The 11,834-nt window shown below is 70.3% G+C and carries 9 protein-coding genes; 5 read left to right on the top strand and 4 right to left on the bottom strand.

Annotated features, from left to right (window positions below; all coding sequences use genetic code 11):
* From JNW98_RS31670 to JNW98_RS31655, 4 genes are all read right to left on the bottom strand, one after another.
* On the bottom strand, positions 1-626 hold a 626-nt coding region (locus JNW98_RS31670), incomplete at its 3' end, for an ABC transporter permease (protein WP_223771751.1).
* Between the two features lie 93 nt (positions 627-719).
* On the bottom strand, positions 720-2,345 hold the full coding sequence (locus JNW98_RS31665) for a peptide ABC transporter substrate-binding protein (RefSeq protein WP_223771750.1): 1,626 nt from the start codon (positions 2,343-2,345) through the stop codon (positions 720-722).
* Between the two features lie 421 nt (positions 2,346-2,766).
* Complete coding sequence (typA, locus tag JNW98_RS31660) at positions 2,767-4,674, bottom strand: translational GTPase TypA (RefSeq protein ID WP_223771749.1); 1,908 nt, start codon at positions 4,672-4,674, stop codon at positions 2,767-2,769.
* A 268-nt stretch (positions 4,675-4,942) separates the two neighbouring features.
* On the bottom strand, positions 4,943-7,036 hold the full coding sequence (locus tag JNW98_RS31655) for an ABC transporter substrate-binding protein (RefSeq protein ID WP_223771748.1): 2,094 nt from the start codon (positions 7,034-7,036) through the stop codon (positions 4,943-4,945).
* 331 nt (positions 7,037-7,367) lie between these two features.
* Between JNW98_RS31655 and JNW98_RS31650 the strand changes: the two genes are divergently transcribed.
* The 5 genes from JNW98_RS31650 to JNW98_RS31630 all read left to right on the top strand — a co-directional run.
* On the top strand, positions 7,368-7,640 hold the full coding sequence (locus JNW98_RS31650) for an Rv0250c family protein (RefSeq protein ID WP_223771747.1): 273 nt from the start codon (positions 7,368-7,370) through the stop codon (positions 7,638-7,640).
* A gap of 76 nt (positions 7,641-7,716) precedes the next feature.
* Positions 7,717-8,559, top strand: coding sequence for a succinate dehydrogenase subunit SdhC (gene sdhC, locus JNW98_RS31645; RefSeq protein WP_223771746.1), 843 nt, complete (start codon positions 7,717-7,719; stop codon positions 8,557-8,559).
* 13 nt (positions 8,560-8,572) lie between these two features.
* The gene (locus tag JNW98_RS31640) at positions 8,573-10,519 is read left to right on the top strand and encodes a fumarate reductase/succinate dehydrogenase flavoprotein subunit (protein WP_223771745.1); all 1,947 of its coding nucleotides are present in this window, start codon (positions 8,573-8,575) and stop codon (positions 10,517-10,519) included.
* Positions 10,516-11,295 (top strand): succinate dehydrogenase/fumarate reductase iron-sulfur subunit, encoded by a 780-nt coding sequence (locus tag JNW98_RS31635; protein WP_223771744.1) that lies wholly within the window; start codon positions 10,516-10,518, stop codon positions 11,293-11,295. Before JNW98_RS31640 ends, JNW98_RS31635 begins: the two co-directional genes overlap by 4 nt.
* A 54-nt stretch (positions 11,296-11,349) precedes the next feature.
* Positions 11,350-11,834: TPM domain-containing protein (locus JNW98_RS31630; protein WP_223771743.1), on the top strand; the 485-nt coding region annotated here is incomplete at its 3' end.

The raw sequence follows: 11,834 nt of genomic DNA, 5'->3' as shown, positions 1-11,834 counted from the left end.
GTGCGGATGTAGTCGGCGCGGAGGTTCTCCGCCACGGTCGTCCGGGTCAGCCGGGTCACGTACGCCAGCGAGAGCAGGGCGAGCACGACCGCGGGAAGGATCAGCTGGGTGAGGTCCTCCGAGTCCCGGACGGTCGGGGCCACCAGCTTCCACTTCACACCGATCACGAACTGGGCCATGTTGCCGAGCACGAAGACCGGAATGGACACCACGATCAGCGTGAAGATCAGGACCGCCTGGTCCAGGATCTTGCCGCGCCGCAGGCCCGTGAGCACACCGAGCCCGATGCCGAAGACCAGCTCGATCACGAAAGCGAACAGCGCCAGCCGGATGGTCACCGGGAAGGCGTCCGACAGCAGGTCGGACACGGGCCGGCCGGTGAAGCTCTGCCCGAAGTCGCCCTGCAGGAGACCGCTGATGTAGTCCCAGTACTGCTGGATCAGGGGTTGGTCCAGCCCGTAGTCATGGCGCAGTTTCGCAACTGTCGCCGGATCGGCCGCCTTCGAGCCGAACATCGCCTTGACGGGGTCGCCCGGCAGCGAATACACCATCAAGAAAATAAGCAGCGTGGTCCCGATGAACACCGGGATCATCTGGAGCAGTCGCCTCGCGACAAAGCGCCCCATCGTTCCTCCTGTCGCCGACGGGCCCAGCGGCCGCCGCCTGTTCCTCGTGGGAGGCGGACGGCCACTGGGCCTGCGTCACTGCAAACGTCCCGGTTACTTCTTGACCTCGACCTCGGTCCAGATGGCCTGGCGCTGATAGTCGAGCTTCACGTTCTGCACGCGCTTGGAGTAGCCGGCGACGGTGTGGTCGGTGAAGAGGGGGATCGCGGGCATGTCCTCCATGAGCTTCTTCTCGGCCTCGTAGTAGCCCTTGTTCGCCTCATCGGGCGTCTTGGCCTCGTCGGCCTTGTTCATCAGGGCGTCGACGGCCTTGTTGCTGTAGCCCATGTCGTTGGCGCCGGCACCGGTGCGGAACTGCTCGGTGACGAAGTTGGCGATGTTCGGGAAGTCCATCACCCACGCCATACGGAACGGGTTGCTGAGCTTCTTCTCGGTGATCAGGTCACGCGACTCCTGGAAGGTGGACTTCGCGTCGGTCACGCACTCGACCCCGGTGTTCTGCCGGATGTCGTTGCAGACCGCGTCCACCCACTCCTTGTTGGCGCCGTCGGCGTTGTAGGTGATGGTCACCTTGTTGCCCGGGACGCCGCCGCCCTGCTTGATGAGGTCCTTGGCCTTGGCCGGGTCGAACTTGCAGAACTCGCCGCAGGCGCCGTCCTGCCAGCCCGGGATGCCCTTCGGCGTAAAGCCGGTGGCCGCGTCCTTGCTGCCCTTGAGCGCGTTCTTGGCGATGGTCTCGCGGTCGATCGCCATGGACAGGCCCTGACGGACCTTGGCCTTCTCCGGCTTGCCCCACTCCTTGTCGTAGAGCGGGAAGCCGATGTTGGTGTTGCCGCCGTACGGCTGGCTGATGGCGCGCTTGCCGAGGTCCTGCTTGAACCGGCCCACCTGCGAGTTGGGCACCTGGTACATGATGTCGATCTTGTCCGACAGCAGTTCCGCGTAGGCCGCGTCGTCCTTGCTGAAGAACTTGAAGTCGATGCCGCCGTTCTTGGGCTTGTCGTCACCCTTGTAGTCGGCGAACTTGCGGACCTTGAACTCGACCTTGTGGGCCCAGTCGCCTTCCATCTTGTACGGGCCGTTGCCGATGGGGTGCTCGCCGAAGGCCTTGGGGTCCTTGTAGAACGCCTCGGGCAGCGGGAAGAAGGCGTCGTAGTACAGCCGCTGCTTGAAGGTGGAGACCGGACGCGAGAGCTCGATGGTGAACTCGTTGTCGTTGACGACCTTCAGGCCCGACATCGTCTCGGCCTTGGGGTCACCCTTCTCCGGGTGGACCTCCTCGTAGCCCTTGATGGCCTCGTACCAGGAGGAGTTGAGCTGCGCGTTCTTGGCGTTGGCGGCCCAGTTCCAGGCCTTCACGAAGGAGTTGGCGGTGACCGGCTCGCCGTTGTGGAACTTCCAGCCCGGCTTCAGCTTGACGGTGTAGTGCTGGTTGTCAGTGGTCTCGACACTCTGCGCCTGTGCCATCTGCAGCTTGTTGTCGATGTCGAAGGAGACCAGACCACGCCACATGTTGGCCATCATGTAGTGGCCGCCGACCTCATTGGTGTTGGTCGGGATGAGCCCACGCTGCGGCTCGGTGTTGTAGTACGTGAACACGCCGTTGGGGTCAACGGCGCCGTCACCCTCGTCGTCCTTGCTGCCGCCACCACAGGCCGTCGCCGCCATCGCGACAACTATCGCGCCCACGACCCACTTGGCGCTCTTGGCACCGCGCATGGGTATCCCTCCTCAGGAGTCCACTGTCACCAGATAGGAGGAACCGGCCCCTACACGCTGACACCCCTGACAGCGCGGAAAGGAACCGGAACCCCCGAATGTGCTCGTGAGCCCCCGCACTCCCCACAGCGCGTGACCCATTGACCCGAGCTAATGGACCCCACTATTGAGTACCGCCGCTCCTTAAACCACACTTACTGGGTCTCGCTTTGGTCACATCGATCACTGCCACATGCCCGAAATACGGACAAAGACGGCCCAGACAGACACGTACGAAACGGGCTGTTGACGCCACATCGGGAAGTGAGCGTCCGTTATCCGGATGCCCCACCCGCCGTGTCCGCGAGAGTGCCGAGAGGCCCGGCACCCCCGCAAGGGGTACCGGGCCTCTCGTACGTCCGTCGGGCGAACCGACGCCGGCTCAGCCGTGCTTGGCGCGGGACGCGGTGCGGCCGCGCTCCTTCTGGTCGAGAACGACCTTGCGGATGCGGACCGCCTCCGGGGTGACCTCGACGCACTCGTCGTCGCGGCAGAACTCCAGGGACTGCTCCAGCGACAGCTTGCGCGGCGGGACGATCGCCTCGAAGGAGTCGGCGGAGGAGGAGCGCATGTTGGTGAGCTTCTTCTCCTTGGTGATGTTGACGTCCATGTCGTCGGAGCGGGAGTTCTCGCCGACGATCATGCCCTCGTACACCTCGGTGCCCGGGTCGGTGAAGAGCACGCCGCGCTCCTGGAGGTTCGTCATCGCGAACGCGGTGACGGCACCGGCGCGGTCGGCGACCAGGGAGCCGTTGTTACGGGTCTTCAGCTCGCCGAACCACGGCTCGTGGCCCTCGTGGATGGAGTGGGCGATACCCGTGCCACGGGTGTTCGTCAGGAACTCCGTACGGAAGCCGATCAGGCCACGGGACGGGACGACGAACTCCATGCGGACCCAGCCGGAGCCGTGGTTCGACATGTTGTCCATGCGGCCCTTGCGGGTGCCCATGAGCTGCGTGACCGCGCCCATGTGCTCCTCGGGCACGTCGATGGTGATGCGCTCGACCGGCTCGTAGGTCTTGCCGTCGACCTGCTTGGTGACGACCTGCGGCTTGCCGATGGTCATCTCGAAACCCTCGCGGCGCATCTGCTCCACCAGGATGGCCAGCGCCAGCTCACCGCGGCCCTGCACCTCCCAGGCGTCGGGACGCTCGGTGTCCAGGACGCGGAGGCTGACGTTACCGATCAGCTCGCGGTCCAGGCGGTCCTTGACCTGGCGGGCGGTGACCTTGCGGTCCTTGACCGCGGACTTGGCGTCCGCGCCCTTGCCCGTACCGCCACGGCCGACCAGCGGCGAGGTGTTCGTACCGATGGTCATGGAGATCGCCGGCTCGTCCACCGTGATCAGCGGCAGCGCGACCGGGTTCTCCGGGTCGGCCAGGGTCTCGCCGATCATGATGTCGGGGATGCCCGCGACCGCGCAGATGTCACCGGGGCCGGCCACCTCGGCCGGCTTGCGGGTGAGCGCCTCGGTCATCATCAGCTCGGTGATGCGGACGTTGGAGACCGAGCCGTCGCGCTTGATCCACGCGACCGTCTGGCCCTTGCGCAGCTCACCCTGCTCGACGCGGAGCAGCGCGATACGGCCGAGGAAGTTGTCGGCGTCGAGGTTGGTGACGTGGGCCTGGAGCGGCGCGTCCTCCTCGTAGGCCGGGGCCGGGACGTGCTCCAGGATCGTGGAGAAGAACGGCTCCAGGCTGGTGCTGTCCGCCGGGACGGTGCCGTCCTGCGGCTTGGTCAGCGAGGCGATGCCGTCACGGCCGCAGGCGTAGACGATCGGGAACTCGATCTGGTCCTCGTCCGCGTCCAGGTCGAGGAAGAGGTCGTACGTCTCGTTGACGACCTCGTCGATGCGGGAGTCCGGGCGGTCCGTCTTGTTGATGCAGAGGATCACCGGCTTGCGCTGCTGCAGCGCCTTGCGGAGCACGAAGCGCGTCTGCGGCAGCGGGCCCTCGGAGGCGTCGACCAGCAGCACGACCGCGTCCACCATCGACAGACCGCGCTCGACCTCGCCACCGAAGTCGGCGTGGCCGGGGGTGTCGATGATGTTGATCGTGATCGGGGCCCCGCCGTCCTTGGGGTGGTACTTCACCGCCGTGTTCTTGGCGAGGATCGTGATGCCCTTCTCACGCTCCAGGTCGTTCGAGTCCATGACGCGGTCGTCGACGGAGTCGAGCTGGTGGGCGGCGAAGGCGCCGGCCTGCTTGAGCATGGCGTCGACGATGGTCGTCTTGCCGTGGTCGACGTGGGCGACGATGGCGACGTTACGAATGTCATGGCGCGTGGGCATACTTGCGGCGCTTCTCCCGGGATCGTGGATGCCCGCGCGTCCGGTCCGGTACGCGGGCCTGCCGGGCGATCGAGCCACGGCCTTTACTCCATGGTACGGGGAACTGCGGGGCGGGGCTGCCCGGGGAGGGCTCCGACCAGGCTGACCTGCGGGTTTACCCGCACCACTCAGCCCGTCCGGCGTTTGAGGACGAGCGGCGAAGCCGCGATCACGGGGGTCTGGGGGCGGAGCCTCCAGGAAACGGCGAAGGGGAGGGACCGGGGCACCCTCACCGCAGGAACCCCATGTCCTGATACCGCGGCGTGGCCAGCCCGAAGGCCCCGACATTCGCCAAGGCCCGCCGCGAGGCGACAAGCTCCGGCCGCTGATAAAGCGGCACGGACCCCGCCACCGCCCAGATCCGGGCGTCAGCCCGCAGCACCAGATCCCGGGAAGCCTCCGCGTCCAGCTCCGTCGACGCCTGGTCGAAGAGCCGGTCGATCTGGTCGGTGCCGACCCGCGTGTAGTTCTGCTCCACCTGGAGCGACCCGTCCGCCGCCGGCCGCGGCTTGGCGAAGATCGGCCGGGCGTCGGTGGCGGGGAAGGCGCTGGCCGGCCAGGAGTAGAGAGCGAGGTCGAAGTCGCCGGAGGCAATGTGGTCGCGGAAGAAGCCCGCGTCGTCGACCGTGATGAGGTCCGTGTGGATGCCGACGGCGTCGAGCTGCCGGGCGATCCGCTCCCCGACCGCGCGCAGCGGCTCGGCCCCCGCCCCCTTGGGCAGGACGAACCGGAGGGCCAGCCGCTTGCCGTCCTTGAACCGGACGGGTGCCGCCTTCGCCGCACTGCCCTTGCCGCCCCCGGAGTCCCGGGCGCTCTTCCCGTCGCTGTCGGAACCGGAACCGGCCCCGGCTCCGGGTCCGCCCTCGCCCTCCTCGCCCGCGTCCGCCGGCTCCGGCAGGTTCTCCGGTTTCTCCGCCGGCACCCCGGCCTCCGGCTCGGGCACCGCCCCGGGGGCCGGGGAGGCGGACACCTGCGGCTCGGCACCCGGCACGGGCCCCGGCGCCCCGTGCGGCTCCGCCTTGTCGTCGCGCCCGTGCCGCACCCCGCCGTCGGCCCGGGCCGGCCCGCGGCCCGCGCCCTCCTTCCAGCCGGCGTCGGCGAGCAGGTCCCGGGCCGCGCCCGGGTCGACGCCGCCGACGGCGTCGCTGTTGTCCGCGTAGCCGGGCTGCCCGGCGACCAGCACATGGCTGCCCAGCGGGTCGGCCGGCAGCCCGAGGGTGCCGAGGACGAACCGGGCCAGCTCCTTGCGGTCGACGGCCCGGGCCACGGCCCGCCGCACCCGCTCGTCGGCCAGCGGTCCGGAGGTGCCGTTGAGGGCGAGCTGCGTCCAGACCGGCTCCAGCGCGCGGTGGACGACCAGGTCGCGCAGGCCGGCCGCCGCCTCCGGCTTGTTGGCGTCGTCGGCCTTGCGCGCGGGGGCGTTGGCCCGGGTGATCCGCTCGGCCGCGGCCGGGGTGACGTCGGCCAGGTCGATGCCGCCGTTGGCCAGCGCGTCGGCGCGTTCCTCGCGCGGCACCGCGCGGAGCACCAGCCGGTCGAGCTTGGCCCGGTCGCCCCACCAGCGCGGGTTGCGGACGAGCGTCAGCGTGCCCTGCCCGTCGTTGCGCTCGCCGACCTGGAACGGTCCGGCGGCGAACTTGAGCTCCTTGCGCATCGAGTCGTTGAACGCGTTGCCGCTGCCCATCGCCGCCCGCGGGTACAGCGGGGTGAACAGGGAGGGCCAGTCCACGTAGGGCTTCGCAAAAGTGATCTTCACTTCGCGGTCGTCCGCGCCGCGCGCCACCTTGTCGATCCGGTCGTAGCCGGCGTTGCCCGCCGTCCAGAAGGAGCTGTCCCGGCCGCGCAGGGCCTTCCACTGGGCCTCGAAGTCCGCGGCGGTGATCGGGGTGCCGTCGCTCCACACCGCGCCGGGGTGCAGCCGGTAGACCACGACCTGCCGGGGCTCGCGCTCCACCACCTCGGCGGAGAGCAGGTAGTCGGGGTTGCGCTGCGGGCGCCCGCGGGCGTCCAGGGTGAAGAGGGCGGGCAGCACCGCGCCCGCGACCTGCCGGGTGCCCGCGTCGGCGTCCGTCTGGAAGGCGTTGTAGGTGGCCGGCAGGGCGTCGACGGCCCAGGTCAGCGTGCCTTTGTCGGCGATCTTCGCGCGTGGGGCGGCGGCCACGTCCTGGATGCCGGCCGGCGGTTCTGCGTCGTCCTCGGAGCCCCCGCAGCCGGCCAGGACGGGCAGCGGCAGGAGCACGCCCGCGGCGGCCAGGGCGGCGGAACGGCGCAGCCGGCGGGGGCGGCGGACGCGGGGCCGCGAGCTCGTCGAGAGGGGGAACATGGGCGACAACCTCCGCCGTACGGGGTCCGGATCCACGATCAGGGGGTCGGTCAGGGAGCGACCAGCCGGTCCAATGAGCCGCTGATCGGATCTACTGCCGACCACTGAAAGCGACGGCCCGCGCGAACGGGGTGCCGACACGGCGCCGCCCCGGCGCACGCCACCCGCCTGGACGAACGTTTGAGCAGCGGCAGGGCTCGCGAGGAATGCGCTCCCGCGAAGGTGCAATCAGGGCCGCTATCTTCCCCTGAAGGGGTGTGACGCGCGACACTCTCTGTCGCATCGAAGTCGCCACCCGCAACCGCCCACCCGCGGAAGTGAGGGCAGATCCGTGTCCCTGAACGACGACCTGACAGCGGTTCAGCGCTGCCTCGGCGAGCTCGACCGCGCACTCGGCCGGCTGGAGCGCCGGCTGGGCAGCGGCCCGGAGCTGCGGCGGATGCGTTCCGACGCCGGCCACCTGCGCGAGAGCCTGACGCTCCTGTGCGAGAGCCAGCCCCCGGAGCGCCCCCGCCCGGCCATGGTGCAGATCCCCGACACCCCGTACGACCCATCGCTGTGGCGGGACGCCGACGAGGAGGGCATCGGCTCCCGCGCCCCGTAGCGCCGCCGGCGGCGCCCCCGAAACAAGCGCCCCCGAGCCCGGCGTTCCCACACCCCCGCTCCTCGACGGAGTCCCTTTGTCCACTGGCACCGACCCCAGACCGTCCGCCGCCGCCGGCTCCCCGGCGCGCGGCGGCGTCCACCACTCCACACGGGCCTCGATCGCCCCCCGCCACCTGCGCCGCGACCGCTGGTGGCTGCCGCCCGCGGCCACGGCGGCCGGGCTGCTGGCGTTCGTCGTCTACTCCACCTGGCGGGCGTTCGCCGACGAGCGCTACTACGCCGCCCCCTACGTCTCGCCGTTCTACTCGCCCTGCCTCGCCGAGCGCTGCGTCCCGATGAAGGACGGCGCCGACTGGGAGGTCTTCGGCTCCTGGTGGGCCCTGTCGCCCGCGCTGCTGATCCTGATCTTCCCGCTGGGCTTCCGGCTCACCTGCTACTACTACCGCAAGGCGTACTACCGCGGGTTCTGGGCCTCTCCCCCGGCCTGCGCGGTCGCCGAGCCGCACGCGAAGTACACCGGGGAGTCCCGCTTTCCGCTGGTCCTCCAGAACATCCACCGGTACTTCTTCTACTTCGCGGTGATCGTCGCGGGCATCCTCACCTACGACGCCGTCCTCGCCTTCCGCGACGAGCGCGGCGCCTGGGGCCACATGGGCCTCGGCACCCTGGTGATGCTCGCCAACATCGCGCTGATCTGGGCGTACACGCTCTCCTGCCACTCGTGCCGGCACATCGTCGGCGGGCGCCTGCGCACCTTCTCCAAACACCCCGTGCGCTACCGCATGTGGGGCCTGGTGAGCCGGCTGAACGCCCGTCACATGCTGCTCGCCTGGGCGTCCCTGATCAGCGTCGCACTGGCCGACCTGTACGTGTACCTGGTCGCCGGCGGCGTGTTCGACGATCCGCGCTTCTTCTAGGAGAGACCTACTGATGACTCGGGTGGACCGGCAGTCCTGGGACGTGGTCGTGGTGGGCGCGGGGGGCGCCGGGCTGCGTGCCGCGATCGAGGCCCGTGAGCAGGGACTGCGCTGCGCGGTGATCTGCAAATCGCTGTTCGGCAAGGCGCACACGGTGATGGCCGAGGGCGGCATCGCCGCCTGCATGGGCAACGTGAACGCGAACGACAACTGGCAGGTGCACTTCCGCGACACGCTGCGCGGGGGCAAGTTCCTCAACGACTGGCGGATGGCCGAGCTGCTGGCGCGGGAGGCCCCGGACCGGGTGTGGGAGCTGGAGACCTGGGGGGCGGTCTTCGACCGGACGCCGGACGGGCGGATCTCGCAGCGGAACTTCGGCGGGCACGAGTACCCGCGGCTCGCCCACGTCGGCGACCGGACGGGCCTGGAGCTGATCCGCACGCTCCAGCAGAAGGTCGTCGCCCTCCAGCAGGAGGACTTCCGGCGGCACGGGGACCACGAGGCCCGGCTGAAGGTGTTCCAGGAGTGCACGGTCACCCGGGTGCTGCGGGAGCGCGACGTGCTCTCCGGCACCTCCCGGGTGTCCGGCGTCTTCGGCTACGAGCGCGAGTCCGGCCGGTTCCTCGTCCTGGAGGCGCCGGCCGTCGTCCTGGCCACCGGCGGCATCGGCAAGTCCTTCAAGGTGACCTCCAACTCCTGGGAGTACACCGGCGACGGGCACGCCCTGGCCCTGCTGGCCGGGGCCCGGCTGGTGAACATGGAGTTCGTCCAGTTCCACCCGACGGGCATGGTCTGGCCGCCGTCCGTGAAGGGCATCCTCGTCACCGAGTCGGTGCGCGGCGACGGCGGGGTGCTGCGCAACAGCGACGGCAAGCGGTTCATGTTCGACTACATCCCCGACGTCTTCAAGGAGAAGTACGCGGAGACGGAGGACGAGGGCGACCGCTGGTACACCGACCCCGACCACAACCGCCGGCCGCCGGAGCTGCTGCCGCGCGACGAGGTGGCGCGGGCGATCAACTCCGAGGTGAAGGCGGGCCGGGGCTCGCCGCACGGCGGGGTGTTCCTGGACGTCTCGACGCGGATGCCGGCCGAGGCGATCCGCCGCAAACTGCCGTCCATGCACCACCAGTTCAAGGAGCTGGCGGACGTGGACATCACCGCGGAGGCCATGGAGGTCGGCCCCACCTGCCACTACGTGATGGGCGGCGTCGAGGTCGACCCGGACACCGCGGCGGCGGTCGGGGTGCCGGGCCTCTTCGCGGCCGGCGAGGTGGCGGGCGGGCTGCACGGCTCCAACCGGCTCGGCGGCAACTCCCTCTCCGACCTGCTGGTGTTCGGGCGCCGCGCGGGGCTGTACGCGGCCCGGTACGCGGCCGGGGTGGACGCGGCGGGCCGGCCGGCGGTGTCCGACGCGGAGGTGGCCTCGGCGGAGGCGGAGGCGCTGCGGCCGTTCGGCGCGGAGGAGGCCACCGGCGCCGCCGAGAACCCGTACGCCCTGCACCAGGAGCTCCAGCAGTCGATGAACGACCTGGTGGGGATCATCCGGAAGGCGCCCGAGATGGAGGAGGCGCTGCGCCGGCTGTCCGGGCTGCGGGCCCGGGCCCGGCGGGCCGGGGTCGAGGGGCACCGGCAGTTCAACCCGGGGTGGCACCTGGCGCTCGACCTGCGGAACATGCTGCTGGTCAGCGAGTGCGTGGCGCGGGCGGCGCTGGAGCGGACGGAGAGCCGCGGCGGGCACACCCGGGACGACCACCCGGGCATGGACCGGCGGTGGCGGCAGGCGCGCCTGGTCTGCCGGCTGGCCGACGACAGCACCGAGCCGGCCGCCGAGGACCCGGCGCTGGGCCGCATCCGGCTGGAGCGGCAGGAGCCGCCGGCGATCCGTCCCGACCTGCTGGAGCTGTTCGAGAAGGACGAGCTGAAGAAGTACCTGACGGACGAGGAGCTCACCCGATGAGTTATCAGGCCCGCTTCAAGGTGTGGCGGGGTGACGCCGGCGGTGGCGGCCTCACCGACTACGAGGTCGCCGTCAACGAGGGCGAGGTCGTCCTCGACATCATCCACCGGTTGCAGGCCACCGCCGCGCCGGACCTCGCCGTCCGCTGGAACTGCAAGGCCGGCAAGTGCGGTTCGTGCAGTGCGGAGATCAACGGCCGGCCGCGGCTGATGTGCATGACGCGGATGTCGGTGTTCGATCCGGAGGAGACGGTCACGGTGACGCCGATGCGGGCGTTCCCGGTCGTCCGCGACCTGGTGACGGACGTGTCGTACAACTACGCCAAGGCGCGGGACGTGGCCTCGTTCGCCCCGCCGGCGGACCTCAAGCCGGGCGAGTACCGGATGCGGCAGCAGGACGTGGACCGGCTGCAGGAGTTCCGCAAGTGCATCGAGTGCTTCCTGTGCCAGAACACCTGCCATGTGGTGCGTGACCACGAGGAGAACAAGCCGGCGTTCGCCGGGCCGCGCTTCCTGATGCGCGTCGCCGAGCTGGACATGCACCCGCTGGACGCCGCCGCCGAGGCGGGCGTCGACCGCAAGGCGGCGGCCCAGGAGGACCACGGGCTCGGCTACTGCAACATCACGAAGTGCTGCACGGAGGTCTGCCCGGAGCACATCAAGATCACGGACAACGCGCTGATCCCGCTGAAGGAGCGGGTGGTCGACCGCTCCTACGACCCGCTGGTCTGGCTCGGCAACAAGATCCGCCGCAGGGGCGCCGAGCACGGAACGTAATACCACACAGCCTCCGGGTAGCGGCTCTGACAAACCGGTCATACCCTCCGAAGTGTGACGCGGCTTTTGAGGCGGTACGGGCCCGGGGCGCCGGGCCCGGCCATCGTCGGCGCCTTGTTCGCGCTGTGCGTCCTCCTCCTCCCGGCGCCGTCCGTCGCCCGTGCCGAGACCCCCCTCGACCTGGACGCCGCCGGGCACGTCACCGACACGGTCGGCGCGCTCGGCCGCCGCCGGCCCCAGGTCGAAGCCGCCCTCGCCCGGCTGGCCGGCCGGGACGTCCAGCTCTACGTCACCTACGTGCACGACTTCTCCGGCCGCACCGGCCGCGAGTGGGCCGACGCCACCGCCGACCGCAACGGCCTGGGCCCGCACGACGTCCTGCTCGCCGTCGCCACCCACCCCCGGCAGTTCGCCGTCTCCGCCGCCGAGGACTCCGGCTTCCGCGCCGACCAGCTGCGGCAGGTCGCCACCGTCGCCATCGCCCCCGCCCTGAAGGAGCACGACTGGGCCGGGGCCGCGATCGGCGCCGCCGACGGCTA

The organism is Streptomyces huiliensis (assembly GCF_020037025.1).
Taxonomy (GTDB): Bacteria; Actinomycetota; Actinomycetes; order Streptomycetales; family Streptomycetaceae; genus Streptomyces; species Streptomyces huiliensis.
This window is presented reverse-complemented; position numbering and strand designations above follow the sequence as displayed.